General features: G+C 56.5%; 20 protein-coding genes. 6 read left to right on the top strand and 14 right to left on the bottom strand.

Annotated elements, in window-relative coordinates:
- The first annotated feature begins 4 nt into the window (after positions 1 to 4).
- From artQ to artJ, 3 genes are all read left to right on the top strand, one after another.
- A complete protein-coding gene (artQ, locus tag K7B04_RS13225; protein WP_064548674.1) occupies positions 5 to 721 on the top strand; it encodes an arginine ABC transporter permease ArtQ in 717 nt (238 codons plus the stop codon).
- Entirely contained in the window at positions 721 to 1,389 is a 669-nt protein-coding gene (gene artM, locus K7B04_RS13220; RefSeq protein WP_167576316.1) for an arginine ABC transporter permease ArtM, read from the top strand. The genes artQ and artM overlap by 1 nt, the downstream gene beginning before the upstream one ends.
- A 174-nt stretch (positions 1,390 to 1,563) precedes the next feature.
- Entirely contained in the window at positions 1,564 to 2,295 is a 732-nt protein-coding gene (gene artJ / locus K7B04_RS13215) for an arginine ABC transporter substrate-binding protein ArtJ (RefSeq protein WP_163446970.1), read from the top strand.
- 45 nt (positions 2,296 to 2,340) lie between these two features.
- Here the strand turns inward: artJ and K7B04_RS13210 are convergent, their stop codons facing one another.
- From K7B04_RS13210 to K7B04_RS13155, 12 genes are all read right to left on the bottom strand, one after another.
- Positions 2,341 to 3,813: an ATP-binding protein gene (locus tag K7B04_RS13210; protein WP_167576317.1), complete on the bottom strand. Its 1,473-nt coding sequence runs from the start codon at positions 3,811 to 3,813 to the stop codon at positions 2,341 to 2,343.
- Positions 3,810 to 4,532 (bottom strand): response regulator transcription factor, encoded by a 723-nt coding sequence (locus K7B04_RS13205; protein ID WP_167576318.1) that lies wholly within the window; start codon positions 4,530 to 4,532, stop codon positions 3,810 to 3,812. The genes K7B04_RS13210 and K7B04_RS13205 overlap by 4 nt, the downstream gene beginning before the upstream one ends.
- A gap of 225 nt (positions 4,533 to 4,757) precedes the next feature.
- Positions 4,758 to 5,894 carry a 23S rRNA (uracil(747)-C(5))-methyltransferase RlmC gene (rlmC, locus tag K7B04_RS13200; RefSeq protein ID WP_223802222.1) on the bottom strand — a complete coding sequence of 379 codons (1,137 nt, stop codon included), beginning with the start codon at positions 5,892 to 5,894 and terminating at the stop codon, positions 4,758 to 4,760.
- 41 nt (positions 5,895 to 5,935) lie between these two features.
- Positions 5,936 to 6,424 carry a YbjO family protein gene (locus K7B04_RS13195; RefSeq protein ID WP_223802221.1) on the bottom strand — a complete coding sequence of 163 codons (489 nt, stop codon included), beginning with the start codon at positions 6,422 to 6,424 and terminating at the stop codon, positions 5,936 to 5,938.
- A 60-nt stretch (positions 6,425 to 6,484) separates the two neighbouring features.
- Positions 6,485 to 7,330, bottom strand: coding sequence for a putrescine ABC transporter permease PotI (gene potI, locus K7B04_RS13190; protein WP_064548659.1), 846 nt, complete (start codon positions 7,328 to 7,330; stop codon positions 6,485 to 6,487).
- Entirely contained in the window at positions 7,327 to 8,280 is a 954-nt protein-coding gene (gene potH, locus K7B04_RS13185; RefSeq protein ID WP_064548656.1) for a putrescine ABC transporter permease PotH, read from the bottom strand. The genes potI and potH overlap by 4 nt, the downstream gene beginning before the upstream one ends.
- A 9-nt stretch (positions 8,281 to 8,289) precedes the next feature.
- A complete protein-coding gene (gene potG / locus K7B04_RS13180) occupies positions 8,290 to 9,423 on the bottom strand; it encodes a putrescine ABC transporter ATP-binding subunit PotG (protein ID WP_163446979.1) in 1,134 nt (377 codons plus the stop codon).
- Between the two features lie 123 nt (positions 9,424 to 9,546).
- Positions 9,547 to 10,659, bottom strand: coding sequence for a spermidine/putrescine ABC transporter substrate-binding protein PotF (gene potF / locus K7B04_RS13175; protein ID WP_065355638.1), 1,113 nt, complete (start codon positions 10,657 to 10,659; stop codon positions 9,547 to 9,549).
- 406 nt (positions 10,660 to 11,065) lie between these two features.
- On the bottom strand, positions 11,066 to 11,545 hold the full coding sequence (locus tag K7B04_RS13170; protein WP_065355637.1) for a YbjN domain-containing protein: 480 nt from the start codon (positions 11,543 to 11,545) through the stop codon (positions 11,066 to 11,068).
- Positions 11,546 to 11,673: 128 nt separating this feature from the next.
- Positions 11,674 to 12,576 (bottom strand): 30S ribosomal protein S6--L-glutamate ligase, encoded by a 903-nt coding sequence (gene rimK, locus K7B04_RS13165; protein WP_163446981.1) that lies wholly within the window; start codon positions 12,574 to 12,576, stop codon positions 11,674 to 11,676.
- A gap of 132 nt (positions 12,577 to 12,708) precedes the next feature.
- Positions 12,709 to 13,431, bottom strand: a complete 723-nt coding sequence (nfsA, locus tag K7B04_RS13160; protein ID WP_167576320.1) for an oxygen-insensitive NADPH nitroreductase — start codon at positions 13,429 to 13,431, stop codon at positions 12,709 to 12,711.
- Positions 13,415 to 13,693, bottom strand: a complete 279-nt coding sequence (locus K7B04_RS13155; RefSeq protein WP_065355635.1) for a DUF1418 family protein — start codon at positions 13,691 to 13,693, stop codon at positions 13,415 to 13,417. Before K7B04_RS13155 ends, nfsA begins: the two co-directional genes overlap by 17 nt.
- Before the next feature lie 210 nt (positions 13,694 to 13,903).
- Between K7B04_RS13155 and K7B04_RS13150 the strand changes: the two genes are divergently transcribed.
- Positions 13,904 to 14,167 carry a GrxA family glutaredoxin gene (locus K7B04_RS13150; RefSeq protein ID WP_064548642.1) on the top strand — a complete coding sequence of 88 codons (264 nt, stop codon included), beginning with the start codon at positions 13,904 to 13,906 and terminating at the stop codon, positions 14,165 to 14,167.
- Between the two features lie 32 nt (positions 14,168 to 14,199).
- On the opposite strand, the gene K7B04_RS13145 is transcribed toward K7B04_RS13150, so the two are convergent.
- A complete protein-coding gene (locus K7B04_RS13145) occupies positions 14,200 to 14,586 on the bottom strand; it encodes an inner membrane protein YbjM (protein ID WP_163446985.1) in 387 nt (128 codons plus the stop codon).
- 274 nt (positions 14,587 to 14,860) lie between these two features.
- Between K7B04_RS13145 and K7B04_RS13140 the strand changes: the two genes are divergently transcribed.
- The gene (locus tag K7B04_RS13140) at positions 14,861 to 16,549 is read left to right on the top strand and encodes an aspartate:alanine antiporter (protein WP_163446987.1); all 1,689 of its coding nucleotides are present in this window, start codon (positions 14,861 to 14,863) and stop codon (positions 16,547 to 16,549) included.
- Between the two features lie 275 nt (positions 16,550 to 16,824).
- Entirely contained in the window at positions 16,825 to 17,622 is a 798-nt protein-coding gene (locus tag K7B04_RS13135) for an SDR family oxidoreductase (RefSeq protein WP_223802220.1), read from the top strand.
- On the opposite strand, the gene K7B04_RS13130 is transcribed toward K7B04_RS13135, so the two are convergent.
- Entirely contained in the window at positions 17,619 to 18,170 is a 552-nt protein-coding gene (locus K7B04_RS13130) for a TetR family transcriptional regulator (RefSeq protein WP_163446991.1), read from the bottom strand. The two genes, K7B04_RS13135 and K7B04_RS13130, sit on opposite strands and share 4 nt — an antisense overlap.
- Positions 18,171 to 18,245 lie beyond the last annotated feature (75 nt).

Below are 18,245 nucleotides of genomic sequence, written 5' to 3'. Positions count from 1 at the left end.
CTTGATGAACGAAATGTTTCCTTTAGCGAGCGCCGCCGGCATGACCGTCGGCCTTGCCATTTGTGCACTGATTATCGGGCTCGCGCTGGCGATGTTCTTTGCGGTATGGGAGTCGGTAAAATGGCGCCCGATCGCATGGATCGGCTCCGCGCTGGTCACGGTGCTACGCGGCCTGCCGGAAATTCTGGTGGTGCTGTTTATCTACTTCGGCTCTTCACAGCTGCTGCTGACGCTGTCCGATGGGTTTAGCATCAACCTCGGTTTCGTGCAGATTCCGGTGCAGATGCAGATTGAAAACTTTGACGTCAGCCCGTTCCTGTGCGGTGTGATTGCCCTCTCCCTGCTCTACGCCGCCTACGCCTCGCAAACCCTGCGCGGTGCGCTGAAAGCGGTGCCGGTAGGCCAGTGGGAGTCCGGCCAGGCGCTGGGGCTGTCGAAAAGCGCCATCTTCTTCCGCCTGGTGATGCCACAGATGTGGCGTCACGCGTTGCCGGGGCTGGGTAACCAGTGGCTGGTGCTGCTGAAGGATACCGCGCTGGTCTCGCTGATTAGCGTGAACGACCTGATGCTGCAAACCAAAAGCATTGCCACCCGTACCCAGGAGCCGTTTACCTGGTACATCGTGGCGGCAGCCATTTACCTGGTGATTACCCTGCTCAGCCAGTACATTCTCAAACGCATTGACCTGCGTACCACTCGCTTTGAACGGAGACCAGGCTGATGCTCGAGTATTTACCGGAACTGATGAAAGGGCTGCACACCAGCCTGACGCTGACCGTCGCCTCTATCGTGGTGGCGCTGGTGCTGGCGTTGATTTTCACCATCATTCTGACGCTGAAGACGCCGGTGCTGGTGTGGGTGGTTCGCGGCTACATTACGCTGTTTACCGGCACGCCGCTGCTGGTACAGATCTTCCTGATCTACTACGGCCCCGGCCAGTTCCCAACGCTGCAGAACTACCCGGTTCTGTGGCATTTGCTCTCGGAACCGTGGCTGTGTGCGCTGATTGCCCTGTCGCTGAACAGCGCCGCCTATACCACGCAGCTGTTCTTCGGGGCGATTCGCGCCATCCCGGAAGGCCAGTGGCAGTCGTGTAACGCGCTGGGAATGAGTAAGAAAGATACGCTGGCGATTCTGCTGCCTTACGCCTTTAAACGCGCGCTCTCCTCCTACTCCAACGAAGTGGTGCTGGTGTTCAAGAGTACCTCTCTGGCCTACACCATTACGCTGATGGAAGTGATGGGCCACGGGCAGCTGCTTTATGGCCGCACCTACGATGTGATGGTATTTGGTGCCGCCGGGCTGGTCTACCTCGTCGTCAACGGCCTGCTGACGCTGTTGATGCGTCTGATAGAACGTAAAGCGCTGGCCTTCGAGCGTCGCAACTGATTTTTGCATAACCATTAAAACAGAAAACGGATAAGCCTCTGGCCTATCCGTTTTTTTTCACCGCCAATAAAATATTTAATCAAATATATTGCATATAAATTCACATAATGGCATTGTAACTCCATGCCACACGCAGGGCAGCATTCTATAAGCGAGACAGACAGGAGCTCATCCATGAAAAAATTAGTATTGGCCGCCTTACTGGCCACCGTAACCTTCGGCGCTCAGGCCGCAGAAAAAATCAGCTTCGGCGTTTCCGCGACCTACCCGCCGTTTGAATCCATGGATGCCAACAACCAGATTGTCGGCTTCGATATCGATCTCGCCAACGCGCTGTGTAAGCAGATGCAGGCCGAATGTACCTTCACTAACCATGCGTTCGACAGCCTGATTCCGGCGCTGAAGTTCAAGAAATATGACGCGGTGATTTCCGGTATGGACATTACGCCGGAACGTAGCAAGCAGGTGGCCTTTACCGACGCCTACTACGCTAACTCCGCGCTGGTCATTGCTAAAAAAGGTGAGTTCAAAAGCTTTGACGATCTGAAAGGCAAGCGCATCGGTATGGAAAACGGTACCACCCATCAGAAATACTTGATGGACAAGCATCCGGAAGTCAAAACCGTGGCCTACGATAGCTACCAGAATGCGATTATCGACCTGAAAAATGGCCGTATCGACGGCGTGTTTGGCGACACCGCGGTGGTCAATGAGTGGCTGAAAACCAACCCGCAGCTGGGTACCGCGACCGAGAAAGTAACCGACCCGCAGTACTTCGGCATTGGCCTCGGCATTGCGGTACGTCCGGATAACAAAGCGCTGCTGGAAAAACTGAACGGCGCGTTGAAAGCGATTAAAGCCGACGGTACCTACCAGAAAATTAACGATAAGTGGTTTGCTGAGTAAGCCATCTTTATCCCGGTAAGCGCCCTGCTTACCGGGTTCATTACTCTACAGCGGCACGAAAAAGCGAAAACAGGCGCCCGCCGCCGCGTCGACCAGACGAATACTGCCGCCGTGCAGCTCCAGCATCCTGCGAACGATCAGCAATCCCAACCCACCGCGGTTTTCACGCGCACTCTGCGGGCTTAACGCGGAAGGACGCTGGAAAAGCTGTTCCCGCAAAGCCGCCTCGACGCCCGGCCCGCTGTCCGCCACCTCAACCTGCAGGCGTTCATTTTCCTGCCACACGCGCAGCATCACCGTGCCACCCGGCGGCGTATGACGCACGGCGTTATCCAGCAGATTCGTGACGACTCGTTCAATCATCGAAACGTCGGCATTCAGTAACGGCAGCGCGCGCGGGATCTCAACCTTCAGCGTAAGTCGGCGCGTCTCAATCGCCAGATCGAATTTTTGCGCCACATCCTGCAGCAGCTCACCGATGGCAAAAGGTTCCCGCTGCGGCTTGATGCCGCCGTGCTCCAGTTTTGCCAGCTCAAACAATTGCTGTGACAGATGGCGTACCTTTTGCCCCTGGCGCAGCGCAATCGCCAGATACTGACGATTATCCTCCGGCGTCAGGGTATCGGCCTTCAGCGAAAGCGTCTCCAGATACCCCAACAGCGAAGTCAGCGGCGTGCGCAGGTCGTGGGAGATATTGGCGATAAACTCGCGGCGCTGCCGATCGCTGTCAGAAAGCTGGTCCCACTGACCGGCAATTTTGCGCGCCAGCTCGATAAAGGTGTTGCGCAGAATCGCCACCTCGTTCGAGGAATCTCCCTCCAGCGGTTGCTGAGCGAGTTGCCGGATAGCGCTGATACTGTCCCGGTCCAGCCCCTCAACATCTGCGGTAAGCTGACGTACCGGGCGGGTGACCCAGTACCAGATCATCACCCCCGCCAGCAGGCCAAACAGCGCCACCAGCAGCAGCGACCAGACCACGGTGCTCCACAGCGTTTTCTGCCAGGCGCTCTCCGCCAGCGCGTTGAAATTTTCCCCTTCGAGGACGATATAAAGATAGCCGCGCAGATTGCCGTTTTGCATCACCGGTGCTGCGCTGAAGACCTTGCGTTTATTCAGATTGCGCGGGTCGTCGCCGTACACCGGCCAGGCAGCGCCGCTCAGGAAGGTTTTTACCGGTTCAATGTCGAGCTGCTGGCGCTTGATGTGTCCGGGCGGCGCCGCGTCGGCGATAATCGTGCCTTCGGGCGACAGAAGATAGAGCTCGACGCTGGGATTGAAGGTCATCAGCCGATCGAACAGCATTTTCAGAGTCTGACCATTCACCTCGCCGCGCGCTTCCAGCAGCGGCTCGCGGTTGACGATCTGCTGCGCCAGCCCGGAGGAGAGACGCTGCACCATCGCATTACCGTACTGGTTGCTGTTATACAGCTGTATGCTGCAAGCGGCGATCGCACACAGCAGCAGGATGGCGGTGAAGACCAGCGTCAGACGCTGGCTCAGGCTCAGCCGTCGATTCATGGTGCAGACTCCGGTTTGTCAGTGGCGAACTTATAGCCTTTTCCCCAGACGGTGAGGATGATCTCCGGCTCGGCCGGATCCTTCTCTATTTTGATCCGCAGGCGATTGATATGGGTGTTGACGGTGTGTTCATAGCCTTCGTGCTGATAGCCCCAGACGTTTTCCAACAGCGACAGGCGCGAGAAGACCTCGCCAGGATGGCGCGCAAACCAGTACAACAGGTCGAATTCTCGCGGCGTAAGCTCGATTGACTCCCCATGCAGTCGTACCTCGCGGGAGAGCGGATCGATAGTCAGACCATGGCTGGCAATCGCCCCGCTTTCCAGACGGATGCTTTGCCCCATCGCCTCCTGACGACGAAACAGCGCTTTGACACGGGCAACCAGTTCCAGCACTGAAAACGGTTTCGGCAGGTAATCGTCAGCCCCCGTCTCCAGCCCCAGCACGCGGTGCGTTTCGCTGGTGCGGGCGCTGATAATAATCACCGGCAAATAGCGCGTCATCTGCCGAATACGGCGACAGATCTCCAGTCCGTCAACGCCGGGTAGCATTAAGTCAAGAATCACCGCGTCCCACACGCATTGCTCAAGCTGCTGTAACGCTCGCGCACCGTCCGCCTCATGCACAATCTGATAGCCCTCATCCTGCAGATTCAGGCGCAACAGGGTTGCAATATCCTGGTCATCTTCCACCAGTAAGATTTTTTTTGCGTTATTCATGACGCTCCACCTACGCTTTTTTTCAAGCTTAACTCAGGCGAGCGTCACGAGTTATCACATTTTATTTAAACTTCCGGGAGTGAAGGCTTAACGCTTAGAGCCTATCCCAGTAGGCGTAATTGTTGAAGCCAGTTTGGGGCCGGACAGCGCGCAGAAACCGGAGCGTACACGTAGTACGTGAGGATTTCGAGCACTGCCCGGCCCCAAAATGGCGAATAAAATAGCCTAATGGGATAGGCTCTTAACCAGCAGCGTCAACACCTCATAGTGCGCGGTATGCGGGAACATATCGAACAGCTGTACTTTTTCGATCCGGTATCCCGGCAGGTGGGTAATGTCTTTTGCCATCGTCTGCGCGTTGCAGCTGGAGTAAATAATATACTGCGGCGCCATCTCGCTGAGATAGTCGCATAACGCTTTACCAATGCCCCGGCGCGGCGGGTTGACCAGCACCAGTTGCGGAATATCCGCCTGGGCGGTGGCAAATTGCGTGGAGTCCAGCGCCTGGAAATGCAGCTTATCCAACCCCAACTCTGCCGCCGACTGCTTCGCACAGGCAATGGCTTCCGGGGCAATCTCAATGCCGGTCAGGGTCATCTCCGGCGTCGCGCAGTGCAGGCCAAAGCCGCCCACGCCGCAGAACAGGTCCCACATGTGATTCACCGGCAGCGCCCGTACCCAGTCACGCGCGGTAGCGTATAACGCGCTGGCCACCGTTGGGTTGGTCTGGAAAAAGCTTTGCGGGCGGATCCACAGCGGCACGCCGTTAAAACGCTCCGCCAGCGCCTGCTGTTCGGTAAAGAAAATCTCCTGCTCGCCTTCCATAATCGCCATATGCACCGGCTGGATATTCGCGGTGATCACCTTCAACTGCGGCAGTTGCGCCTGTAGCCACGGCAGCGCGGCGCGCAGCTGTTCCAGCTTGGTTTCTGACCGCAGTACGAAGCGCAGCATCATCCCACCGTCGAGCTGGCTTTCCGTCAACAGTAAATACTTCAGTTCACCGCGCTTGCGCGCCACGTTGTACGGCGTTAGGCCCGCCCGGGCAATAAACGGCTTAAGCGCGGCGAACACCGGCGCGAACGACGGCGGATAAAGAGGACAATCGGTTAAATCTTCCGGCGTGCCGTCTCGATGCAACATGCCGAGCAGCGGGCGCTCTACGCTGCCGCTGACCACCATTTTGGCTTTATTGCGAAAAGCCTGCTCCGGCCCGCAGACGGGTGCGCACCAGTCGCCGACGGTAGAATCCGCCAGCAGCGTCTGGAGATCGGCCATTTTAGCGGCAAGCTGTTCGGCGATGGGCCGCTCAATCCACTGGCAGGAACGACAGCGGTCGGCATCATAAAGTGCGCACTGCATAGAAAAACCTTGAGACGAATGGGGCGTGGATTGTATCACCGTTATTGTAAGCGGAAAAATCGCCGGGAGGCGGCGGGGATGAAAAGCAGGCATAAAACCAGCAGATCCGGCATTTTTTGCATCACCAGCGAGCGGAAGATCTCGCGCTTCGATTCACCGGCAATGCTGAACAGCTCCGGGTAGCCATAACCCAGCGAGGCCGCCCACAGGTAGCTGGCGGCAATCACCTGCGTTAGCAGATAGACCCAGCGCGCCCAGTTGCGCCCTTTGACCAGCGAAAAGGCGCAGGCAATCTCGATAAACACCAGCACCAGACTGGAGAGAAACACCAGCGTCAGTGACCAGGTCTGGACGCTGCGATGAATAAATTCGCCTATCCCACTTAGCCCCAACAGGTTGAACACCATCAACAGGTCGAGACAGCGGATTAAAATAATGGCGAGCGCGGCCACCTGCACTAAAGCAGGAACATTCAGACGGGCGTGCGACCGACGGCTTCGAGTAAACAGTTCCAATGTATCGCCTTCCATGAAAACGATGCCGCGAAAGTTCGCGGCATCGACTGCATATCCGTATCGATTTTAAGTGGATTATCCGCGTCTTGCACGCTGGATATCACGTACCCGCTGTTTTTCCGCGCGCGCCATCAAATACCAGGCGATAAATCCGACAATTCCGACCACGCCAAGGATCAGCGACGCCAGAGCGTTAATCTCCGGATTCACCCCCATACGCACGCTGGAGAAGACCAGCATCGGCAAGGTCGTCGCTCCCGGGCCGGAGACGAAGCTGGCAATCACCAGATCGTCCAACGACAACGTAAAGGCCAGCAGCCAGCCGGAAACGACAGCCGGCATAATCATCGGCAGCGTAATCACGAAAAACACCTTCAGCGGCGTGGCGCCAAGATCCATCGCCGCCTCCTCAATGGAGCGATCCAGCTCGCGCAGTCGCGAGGAGATCACCACTGCCACGTAGGCGGTACAGAAGGTCACGTGCGCCAGCCAGATGGTCAGCATGCCGCGATCCGCCGGCCAACCGATGGCGTGCGCCAGGGCGACGAACAGCAGCAGCAGCGACAATCCGGTAATGACGTCCGGCATTACCAGCGGTGCGGTGATCATAAAGGCAAAACCATTGGCACCGCGGAAACGGCCAAAGCGAACCATCACCATCGCGGCAATGGTGCCAAGCACCGCCGCCGCCGTGGCGGCCGCTGCGGCAATGGTCAGGCTCAGCCCCACCGCGCTCATCATCGCATCGTCACGGAACAGCTCGCCGTACCAGCGCGTCGACCAGCCAGCCCACACGGTGACCAGCTTCGAGCTGTTAAACGAGTAGATCACCAGCATCAGCATCGGCGCGTACAGGAAGGTGAAGCCAAGCACCAGAATCAGGATCCGCCACGGTGAGCGGACGACCGGTAGATTGTTCATCCGTGGTCCCCCATCTGTTTTTGCTGATATTTATGGAACCACATGATCGGCACGATCAACAGCAGCAGCATGACGATCGCCACCGCCGAGGCCACCGGCCAGTCGCGGTTGTTGAAGAACTCCTGCCACAACACGCGGCCAATCATAATGCTGTCCGGGCCGCCGAGCAGTTCCGGGATCACAAACTCCCCTACCGCCGGAATAAACACCAGCATCGAACCGGCGATAATCCCCCCCTTAGTGAGCGGCACAATCACGCTGAAGAAGGTTTTCAGCGGGCGAGCGCCAAGATCCAGCGAGGCCTCAACCAACGAATAGTCAATGCGGGTCAGCGCGGTGTAAATAGGCAACACCATAAACGGCAGATAGGCGTAGACAATGCCGATGTAGACCGCGAGATTGGTGTGCAGAATAGTCAGAGGCTGATCGATTACCCCCAGCCACATCAGGAAATTATTCAACACGCCGTTGTTTTTCAGGATCCCCATCCACGCGTACACGCGGATCAGGAACGAGGTCCACGACGGCAGAATCACCAGCAGCAGCAGAATGTTTCGCGTTGACGGCTTGCTGTGCGCTACCGCCCACGCCAGCGGGTAACCAAGCAGCAGGCAGCAGATCGTCGAGATGGCGGCAACCTGTAACGACTGGAGATACGCTTCAAAATAGAGCGGATCGTCGGTCAATTGCAGGAAATTGCCAAAGTTCAGCGCGATCGTCAGCTGACCGTCGGCCCACTCCATCAGGTCGGTATACGGCGGGATCGCCCGCGCCATTTCCGCCAGACTGATTTTAAACACAATCAGGAACGGCAGCAGGAACAGCAGGATCAGCCACACATACGGCAGCGCGATCACCAGCTTGCGCCCGTGCTTCATGTTGACCCGCGCCAGCCACAGGGCGAAGCCGCCCGGTTTGTGCGGACGGGCCGGTGGTTCATACGTACTCATAGCCCCTCCTTAAACCGTCAACACCACGCAGCTATCGGCTTCCCAGCACAGACGAACTTCATCGCCCCAGGTCGGTAACCCTTTCTGGTAGCGGTGAGCATTCTGCAGCTGTGCGCTGATCATCTGGCCGCTTTTGAGGCGGACGTGATAAATGGAGAGATCGCCAAGGTAAGCAATATGCTCAACTTCCCCCACGGCGAAGTTGTAACCATCCGCTGGCGGATCTTCACAGAGCATGATTTTTTCCGGGCGCAACGCCACGTACACCGGCACGTTATCGACCACCGAGGCGTCCGCATCCACCTTCAATGGATGAACCAGCCCCGGAGACTCAATCACCAGCCCGTCTTCGTCGCGCGCTTTCAGCAGCCCTTCGAAAACGTTGACCGAGCCGATAAACTCGGCGCTGTAGCGGGTGGTCGGGTGTTCGTAAATTTCTTCCGGTTCGCCAATCTGTACGAACTTACCGCGGTTCATAATGGCAATGCGGCCCGCCATGGTCATGGCCTCTTCCTGGTCGTGGGTGACCATCACGCAGGTCGCGCCAACACGTTCAAGAATATCAACCACTTCCAGCTGCATCCGGTCACGCAGCTTTTTATCTAATGCGCCCATCGGTTCATCGAGCAGCAACAGTTTCGGACGTTTGGCGAGGCTTCGCGCCAGCGCCACACGCTGACGCTGGCCACCGGAAAGCTGGTGCGGCTTACGCTTCGCGAACTCCTGCATGTGCACCAGCGCCAACATCTCGGCGACGCGGGCGCTAATTTCCGCCTTCGGTAGCTTGTCCTGCTTAAGACCAAAGGCGATGTTTTGCTCGACGGTCATGTGCGGAAACAGCGCGTAGGACTGGAACATCATGTTAATCGGACGCAGATACGGCGGAACCTGCGCCAGATCGACGCCGTCCAGCACGATTTGCCCGGCGGTTGGCTGTTCAAAGCCCGCCAGCATGCGCAGCAGCGTCGATTTCCCACAGCCGGAAGCGCCCAGCAGCGCAAAAATTTCGCCTTTATAGATAGTGAGATTAACGTCATCCACGGCGTGCTGGCCGTCGAAGGATTTAGTCAGATTACGGATTTCCAGCAGCGGGGTGAGCGCTTTGCGGGTTTTCGCCTGTGGGCGGGGAATAGCGTCGTTCAATCTGGTGCTCTCCGGCAAAAAACGAATATCGATATGACCCGGTTGTCATATCAACCTCTGGACACCCGCCATGTGGTGGATGTCCAGATTGGGGCAGTTGCACTGCCCCGGTGCATAACGGCATTATTTCCCGCTTTTCACTTTGGTCCATGCGCGCGTTCTGACGCGGTCGATTTTTGGATCCTGGACTTTCAGCGTAAACAGCTTGGCGAAGACATCAGCCGGCGGGTAAATCGCCGGATTGTCGCGAATCTCCGCGCTCACCAGCGGCGTAGAAGCCTTGTTGCCATTGGCGTAGAACACATGGTCGCTAATATGCGCAATCACGTCAGGACGCATCAGGTAATCAAGGAATTGATAGGCTTCGTCTTTGTTTTTCGCATCGGCAGGCATTGCGAAGACGTCAAAGAATGCCAGCGCCCCCTCTTTCGGAATGAAGTAGGAGACGTTCACGCCGTTCTTCGCTTCTTTCGCACGGTTCGCCGCCTGCCACACGTCGCCTGCCCAGCCGATGGCCACGCAGATATCGCCGTTAGCCAGATCGTTAATGTACTGGGAGGAGTGGAAGTAGCGAATATTCGGACGCAGCTTCAGCAGCAGGTCGGTTGCCGGGCCGGTGTAATCATCCGCCTTGCTGCTGTTCGGATCTTTGCCCAGATAGTTCAGCACGGTGGCAAAGATCTCTTCCGGCGCATCAAGGAAGGAAACGCCGCAGCTCTTCAGCTTCTCGAGGTTCTCTGGCTTCATCACCAGATCCCAACTGTTCAGCGGCGCGTCTTTGCCCAGTACGGCTTTGACCTTATCAACGTTATAGCCAATACCGGTGGTCGCCCACAGGTAAGGCATGGCGTATTTATTCTCCGGGTCGTGCTTAGCGACCAGCTTCAGGACTTCCGGATCGAGATTTTTCCAGTTTGGCAGCTTGCTCTTATCGAGCGGCTGGAACACCCCCGCAGTGAGCTGGCGTTCCAGGAAGCTTGCCGACGGCACCACCAGGTCAAAACCTGTGCTTCCTGCCATCAGTTTCCCTTCCAGCACTTCGTTAGAGTCGAATACGTCGTACACGACTTTAATCCCGGTCTCTTTCTCGAAGTTCGCCACGGTATCCGGCGCGATATAGTCGGACCAGTTATAGACATGCAGCGTTTTTTGTTCTGCAGCGAGCACGCTTGCCGAGGCAGCCATCAGCGCCCCCGTCACCAGACCTGTTAACCATTTTTTATTTAAGGCGGCCATATCTCTTATCCTTCTCGTCGCCCGTTAACAAACGGACTAAATATACGCAATTTAGAGTATGCAGAAATCATGCATATTTTTTCGTACTGCATGAAAGAGAAGAGACCGGGCTCCCCTGCAGTCATTGCTCGCGCTATCGATGCAAAATTCTCGCCAACAATGAGTATTGCCAGCAATAATTAGGGGGTGCACCGATATGTCGCAAGAATAACTGTAGCCCGAGCCGGAGGCTATAGGTCAGCGTAAAAAACGCCTTTTATCAATTTTTTATGCAAGATCACTCTATCTGATAAGCCAAAAGAGCCAATCAGGTAGTGAAAGAATCTTTAAAATAAGGTTAAAAGCAGAATAAAAGCGTGTAATACGCAGCCACCATGGCAGTGACTGCGCTATTTAGCGGGGAGGATTAGTGAAGAAAATGGTATTGAACATCTTCCGGCGGCTGTTCTTCTTCTTCCGGCTTATACAGCAGCTGCTGGGCGGACGCCTCGAGGATGACCATCGAGACCTGCTCTTCGCTTTGCTGCACGAAAGCCGCAAACTGTTCGAAGCTGACCCCAACCGCAGCGGATAAAGACTGGCAAACCACCAGCTTTGGCAGATTATCATCCTGCATATCGAGAAACGCTTTCACGGTCAGCGAGCTGGCGTTAATCGCAGACAGATCTGCCCCCACCGCCAGCAGCGCAGACGGCTTAACCTCGGCCAGCGCCGAGAAGAGCACGACGTTATCAATGAGGTCAATTTTGGCATCGAAGACGCCATCAAAATTTTGCATATGCGGCAGGTGCAGCGCCTGACAGGTGTCACACTCAAAAAAGCTCATGCCTATTTCGTCGAGCCACTGACGTAACGTATCCAGACTCGGGACGACGAGAGAATCCATATTGCCTATGACCTCATGCGGTAAAGTAACATTTCATAAAACACAAACGACCGGGACAGGGCCCGGCCTGAGAACCAGATTGCCATATAGCTTACGCAAAAAAAGCGTCACATACCATGAAAGCCGCACTAGCCACCGATTTTCAGGCAAAATCCAGGGTGTGCCTGTTGCTCGATCCACGCGATCATTTTTCCGGCAATATCGATACCGGTAGTGGTTTCCACCCCTTCCAGCCCCGGCGAGGCGTTCACTTCCATCACCAGCGGTCCGCGCGCTGCGCGCAGGATATCCACACCGGCTACATCAAGGCCCAGGGTTTGAGCCGCCTTAATCGCAATCTCGCGCTCGGCGTGAGTAATGTCGGCCACCGTGGCGACACCGCCGCGATGCAGGTTGGAGCGAAAATCGCCCTCCTTCGCCCGGCGCTCAATCGCCGCCACCACCTGATTGCCCACCACCAGGCAGCGAATATCGCGCCCTTTGGCCTCTTTGATGTATTCCTGCACCAGGATATGCGCGTTCAGCCCGCGAAAGGCGTCAATCACGCTCTCCGCCGCCTGTCGCGTTTCGGCCAGCACCACGCCGATTCCCTGCGTCCCTTCCACCAGCTTGACCACCAGCGGCGCGCCGCCGACCATGTCGATAAGATCGCTGGTATCGTCCGGCGAATGGGCAATACCGGTCACCGGAAGGTCGATGCCCTGGCGCGCCAGCAGCTGGAGCGAACGCAGCTTATCGCGGGCGCGGGTAATCGCTACCGATTCGTTGAGCGGGTAGCTGCCCAACATTTCAAACTGACGCAGCGCCGCCATGCCGTAGTAAGTGATAGCCGAGCCGATACGCGGGATCACCGCGTCATAATGCGGCAGCTGGCGCCCTTTATAATGAATGGACGATGCCGACGGATTGATATTCATGTAGCACGAAAGCGGGTCGAGGATCTCGACGATGTGGCCACGGCGAAGGGCGGCCTCGCGCAGACGTTTGCACGAGTAGAGCGTTCCATCCCGGGATAAAATGGCGATTTTCACCCTTTACCTCTCCAAAAAGACCGTAAAAAAAGCCGACGTAGCATACCGCTTTCCCCTGGCCGAATGTATGCGCCCTGACAAAGATTCAGCCCGATAGCGTTGCGCTTATCGGGCCTCCGGGTAACGCATGCTTTAGCGTGTCGCCCAGCCCTGCTTGTGGAGATAGTCCAGAATAAACGGTCGACTTTCTTTCACCAACGTACGGCGAATATGGTCGCTCCAGGTATCGCGGCGCGCGTTGGTGCTGCGCGACAGATAATACTGCGCCAGCTGTTCGTCGTACTGCGCCAGCACTTCGCGATCCATCGGTTGGTAGTGGTTTTCATGCACCAACAGCGTGGCAGGTAGACGCGGCTTGAGATCCGGATGGCTTGCCGGCCAGCCCAGGCACAGACCAAACAGCGGCAGCACGTGCTTTGGCAGCGCCAGCAGCTCGGTCACGGTTTCGATGTTATTACGCAACCCGCCGATATACACGCCTCCCAGACCCAGCGATTCCGCCGCGGTCAGCGCGTTTTGCGCCATCAGCGCGGTATCCACCACGCCCAACAGCAGTTGTTCCGCCAGGCCCAGCTGCGCATCAGGAAAAATCTGTAGATGACGGTTAAAATCGGCGCAGAATACCCAGAATTCTGCCGCCTGCGCCACGTGCTGCTGCCCGCCGGTCAGGCCGACCAGCTGCTCGCGCATCGCCTTATCGGTAATGCGAATAATCGATGTACACTGCAAAAAGCTCGAGCTGGACGTTGCCTGGGCGCTGGCGATAATCGCCTGACGCTGATCGTCGCGAATCGGTTCGTCGGTGAATTGACGAATGGAGCGATGGTTAAGCAATACCTCAATGGTCGGTGTCATCTTTGTTTTCCTTTTTTCGCGACTGGCCAGGATTCATCAGCTGCGGCGCTACGGCGCGGGCTATGCCGAGAAATAGCACGCCAGCGGCAGGCAGCATCAGCGCAATTCCCACGAAGATCATCACCACCGCCGCCAGCGGGCTGGCGAACGGCGCGGGCAGCGTGACGTACTGATTCAGCGACAGCCATGCCACCGCCAGCACAATCATGCCGATGGTCTCCAGAATTAAAACGCTTTTCGGTAGTGCTCCCAGCGAACGCATGCCTCTCCTCCTGTGAACCTGTCGCGTATTTTGATAGCCAATTCAGCTCGAGTATAACGGTAAGCGGGGGAAAAATAATTAGCCAAACATAGCCTTGATGAATCAGAACAACAGGCAGAACCTTCTTTCCCCCGCGCGTCCGGCGCGGCATGATAAGCGCCATTCGCCGACAGGCACATTGATTATTCCGCTCGTTTGAGGAGAGACACTATGTTTACCGTAATTTTTGGTCGTCCGGGCTGCCCTTATTGCGTTCGTGCAAAAGAGCTGGCGGAGAAACTGACTCAGGAGCGCGACGATTTTAACTACCGTTACGTGGATATTCACGCAGAAGGCATCAGCAAAGCCGATCTGGAAAAAACGGTGGGTAAACCGGTTGAAACCGTGCCGCAGATTTTTGTCGATCAGAAACACATCGGCGGCTGCACCGATTTTGAAGCGTGGGCGAAAGAGAACCTGGGCCTGTTTGCCTGATTCGCTTAACGAGACGTGACACGACGCCCGCCCTACAGCGGGCGTTTGTTTTCCCGGCGTTTGTCGTGCAGCAACGAACTGACGAACAGATAGCACAGCGCGCCGAGCGCACACCAGAAGATAGCGCTGAACAACCACGCCAGCTCCTGCCAGAAAGAACCGTGATTCTCGAGAAACAGTCGCGTCAGCAGCAGGCACAGCGGTGCGGCAAGAATCGCCCCCACCAGCGGCAACATCACCCGACGACGCGGAGAGATAAAGCTGGACACGGCGCCTGGAATAATAAAAAACAGCAGGCCGAGTTCAGGATTTCCGGATGCGCGAAATGCGCCCTTGACGTGCAGGACGAGTGAAAAAAAGACCACTATAAAAAGTAAAAAGCAGCATATTATACCGACCCAACCGCGTTCAGTTTTCACACGCATCTCCTGAAAAATTCTCTATCAAACCCCATTCATCACCCTTACGGGCGCCCAGTCAGATAAAGTTTTTGGCTTTCCCTGCCAAAACACTTCGGTGCTAAAAGCGATTGTTGCTAGCCGTAGCTTTCAGGAACGATTAAACTACTGACCGCTATTTTCTGGTTATTTTTTGGGTACAGGATAGCATTAAGCCAACCATCGCCCTTGGTCAACAGTAGACCAAATAACCCTTTCTTTCAACACGTTACTGGTAAACGATAAGTTAGATTCCGTGAATATAAACGTCGCAGATTTGTTAAACGGGAATTACATCCTGTTATTATTCGTGGTATTAGCGCTGGGGCTTTGTCTTGGCAAATTACGTCTGGGCTCCATCCAACTTGGTAATTCCATTGGCGTTTTAGTCGTCTCCCTCTTATTAGGGCAGCAGCACTTTAGTATTAACACCGACGCGCTGAATTTAGGCTTTATGCTGTTTATTTTCTGCGTTGGTGTTGAAGCCGGACCCAACTTTTTTTCTATTTTCTTCCGCGACGGTAAAAATTATCTCATGCTGGGGTTAGTGATGGTCGGCAGCGCGCTGCTGATTGCGCTGGGCCTCGGTAAACTCTTCGGCTGGGATATCGGTCTGACCGCCGGTTTGCTTGCCGGTTCCATGACATCTACGCCGGTTCTGGTGGGCGCGGGAGATACTCTGCGCCACTCCGGCATGGAGAGCGCTCTGCTGGCGCAGGCGCAAGATCATCTGAGTCTTGGTTATGCCCTGACCTACCTGATTGGTCTGGTGAGCCTGATCGTCGCCGCCCGCTATATGCCGAAGTTCCAGCATCAGGATCTGCAAACCAGCGCCCAGCAGATCGCCCGCGAGCGCGGTCTTGACACCGACACCAATCGTAAAGTCTATCTGCCGGTGATCCGCGCCTACCGCGTGGGGCCAGAGCTGGTTGCATGGGCCGACGGCAAAAATCTGCGTGAACTGGGCATCTATCGCCAGACCGGCTGCTATATCGAACGTATCCGCCGCAACGGCATTCTGGCGAACCCGGACGGCGACGCTGTCCTGCAAATGGGTGATGAGATTTCGCTGGTTGGCTACCCGGATGCCCATGCGCGTCTGGACCCGAGCTTCCGTAACGGTAAAGAGGTGTTCGACCGCGATCTGCTGGACATGCGCATCGTTACCGAAGAGATCGTGGTGAAAAATCATAATGTGGTGGGTCGCCGTCTGGCGCAGCTGAAGCTGACCGACCACGGCTGCTTCCTCAACCGCGTCATCCGTAGCCAGATTGAAATGCCGATCGACGATAACATCGTCCTCAACAAAGGTGATGTGCTACAGGTGAGCGGCGACGCGCGCCGCGTGAAAACCGTCGCCGATCGTATCGGCTTCGTCTCCATCCACAGCCAGGTGACCGACCTGCTGGCCTTCTGCGCCTTCTTTATCATCGGCCTGATGATCGGCATGATCACCTTCCAGTTCAGCAACTTTAGCTTCGGCGTCGGCAACGCTGCCGGATTGCTGTTTGCGGGCATCATGCTTGGCTTCCTGCGTGCTAACCACCCCACCTTCGGCTATATCCCGCAGGGCGCGCTGAACATGGTGAAAGAGTTTGGTCTGATGGTGTTTATGGCGGGCGTCGGCTTAAGCGCTGGCGGCGGCATTGGCAACAGCCTCGGCGTGGTTGGCGGCCAGATGCTGGTTGCGGGACTGTTTGTCAGCCTGGTTCCGGTGGTTATCTGTTTCCTGTTCGGTGCTTACGTCCTGCGCATGAACCGCGCGCTGCTGTTCGGCGCCATTATGGGAGCGCGTACCTGTGCACCAGCAATGGAAATCATCAGCGACACCGCGCGCAGCAATATTCCGGCGCTGGGTTATGCGGGCACGTATGCGATCGCAAACGTGCTGTTAACCCTCGCCGGTACGCTCATTATCATCATCTGGCCAGGACTAGGCGGCTAGCCCTGACTGGGGGAAAACAAAGAAAAGAAAATTTTTTTGCGCAACGCAGAACTTTTCCTCAGGGTGCGAGTCTTAATTAGTGCCACTGCTTTTCTTTGATGTCCCCATTTTGTGGAGCCCATCAACCCCGCCATCTTTGGTTCAAGGTTGATGGGTTTTTTGTTGCCTGAAATCCAGTTAAACCAAACAAAATCAATACATTAAACTCGCTTCGCTTGCATCCCCTCCCCCCTATCCCATACTGATAGAACACGCACCGAACCATGAGGTGACCTATGTTATTAGCAGGCAAAGTCGCGATTATCTTCGGCGGCAGCGGTGCTATTGGCGGCGCGGTAGCGCATGCCATGGCCCGCGAGGGCGCGCTGGTGCATCTCGCGGCGCGCCATCAGGATAAGCTCGACGCGGTGGCCGAAAGCGTGCGCGCGCAGGGGGGCACTGTCAGCACCTTTACCGTTGACGTACTCGATGAACAGGCGACGCAGCGGCGCGTCGCGCAGCTGGCCGAGCAGGCTCACGGCATCGACGTGGTGGTAAACGCGACCGGCTTTATGCATGAGCAGGGAAAACATCTGGAGCGGCTGTCCCTTGCCGAGTTCAGACAGGGAATCGATCCGTTTCTGGCAGCCCAGTTTATTATCGCCAAATCGGCTGCCCCCTATCTGGGTGGACGCCGCCAGGGGGTGATGCTGACCGTCGTCGCCCCGGCAGCCGCGATGGCAATCCCAGGACACCTGGGACATATCGTGGGCTGTGCGGCAACGGAGGCGTTTATTAAAGCGCTGGCAAGCGAACTAGGCCCGCGCAACATCCGCGTGCTCGGCGTACGTTCACACGCGATTATCGGGGCCGTAGAAGCGGGCTCCTATACCGGCGAGATCTTTCGCCAGAAGGCGCAGGCAATGGAACTCACCGTCGACGAATGGCTGGGCGGCGCGGCGCAAGGCACCCTGCTTAAACAATTGCCTACGCTCGAGCAGGTCGCCGGAGTGATAACATTTTTGGCCGCTGACGCAGCCGGAGCCATGACCGCGACCATCGTCAACGTGACCGCTGGCGCGACGCTAAGCTAGCGCAGCTTCTCTCCGGCAATGCGCCCTACCATGCTGCGAATATCCTCGCGCGTCAGCGGCTGGCGATCGGTGACAAAATGCAGCGTCATGCCTTCGATAAAGGCGTCCAGCGCGCGGGCGGTCGTCGGGTCGAACCACTGCGCCAGCGTCTGCTGGCTGCGCTTCATCCAGTTCTGCATAATCGCTTTCATCGACGGCGTACTGCTCGCCAGCGCGTACAGCTGATACATCAGGGTCATGTTCTTCGGTGTTGTCACCTGGCTGCTGAAGATGATTTCAGCAACGGCATCACAGGCTTCCGTGGTGTTGGTCACATCGGCGAAGAACGCCGTATACTCTTCCGACATCCGATCGGTAAAGGTGCGAAACGCCTCGCCCAGCAGCGCTTCAATGCCGTCGAAATAATAGGTCATCGACCCCAACGGCACATCAGCGCAGGTGGCGATTTTACGGTGCGTGACCGCATTAATGCCGTGCGTGGCGATCGTTTCCAGCGTAGCGTCAACGATGCGCTCCCGGCGCTGCGGGTCATTCGGTCGGCGAGCCATAATTCTCCTCATGCAGATTATGTACAAATGTACACAGTCTTGTTAGTGTTGTCTGCACACTTTCCGACCCGACGC

Origin of the sequence: Kluyvera sp. CRP (genome assembly GCF_019930565.1) — a bacterium.
Classification (GTDB): Bacteria; Pseudomonadota; Gammaproteobacteria; order Enterobacterales; family Enterobacteriaceae; genus Kluyvera; species Kluyvera georgiana_A.
The sequence above is the reverse complement of the archived record's forward strand: the minus strand, read 5'-3'. Positions and strand labels throughout refer to the sequence as shown.

Bases quoted from the DNA above. Each gene is read 5' to 3' on its own strand.
- artQ (WP_064548674.1), top strand. From the start codon at position 5: ATGAACGAAATGTTTCCTTTAGCGAGCGCCGCCGGCATGACCGTCGGC.
- artM (WP_167576316.1), top strand. From the start codon at position 721: ATGCTCGAGTATTTACCGGAACTGATGAAAGGGCTGCACACCAGCCTG.
- artJ (WP_163446970.1), top strand. From the start codon at position 1,564: ATGAAAAAATTAGTATTGGCCGCCTTACTGGCCACCGTAACCTTCGGC.
- K7B04_RS13210 (WP_167576317.1), bottom strand. From the start codon at position 3,813: ATGAATCGACGGCTGAGCCTGAGCCAGCGTCTGACGCTGGTCTTCACC.
- K7B04_RS13205 (WP_167576318.1), bottom strand. From the start codon at position 4,532: ATGAATAACGCAAAAAAAATCTTACTGGTGGAAGATGACCAGGATATT.
- rlmC (WP_223802222.1), bottom strand. From the start codon at position 5,894: ATGCAGTGCGCACTTTATGATGCCGACCGCTGTCGTTCCTGCCAGTGG.
- K7B04_RS13195 (WP_223802221.1), bottom strand. From the start codon at position 6,424: ATGGAAGGCGATACATTGGAACTGTTTACTCGAAGCCGTCGGTCGCAC.
- potI (WP_064548659.1), bottom strand. From the start codon at position 7,330: ATGAACAATCTACCGGTCGTCCGCTCACCGTGGCGGATCCTGATTCTG.
- potH (WP_064548656.1), bottom strand. From the start codon at position 8,280: ATGAGTACGTATGAACCACCGGCCCGTCCGCACAAACCGGGCGGCTTC.
- potF (WP_065355638.1), bottom strand. From the start codon at position 10,659: ATGGCCGCCTTAAATAAAAAATGGTTAACAGGTCTGGTGACGGGGGCG.
- K7B04_RS13170 (WP_065355637.1), bottom strand. From the start codon at position 11,545: ATGGATTCTCTCGTCGTCCCGAGTCTGGATACGTTACGTCAGTGGCTC.
- nfsA (WP_167576320.1), bottom strand. From the start codon at position 13,431: ATGACACCGACCATTGAGGTATTGCTTAACCATCGCTCCATTCGTCAA.
- K7B04_RS13155 (WP_065355635.1), bottom strand. From the start codon at position 13,693: ATGCGTTCGCTGGGAGCACTACCGAAAAGCGTTTTAATTCTGGAGACC.
- K7B04_RS13150 (WP_064548642.1), top strand. From the start codon at position 13,904: ATGTTTACCGTAATTTTTGGTCGTCCGGGCTGCCCTTATTGCGTTCGT.
- K7B04_RS13135 (WP_223802220.1), top strand. From the start codon at position 16,825: ATGTTATTAGCAGGCAAAGTCGCGATTATCTTCGGCGGCAGCGGTGCT.
- K7B04_RS13130 (WP_163446991.1), bottom strand. From the start codon at position 18,170: ATGGCTCGCCGACCGAATGACCCGCAGCGCCGGGAGCGCATCGTTGAC.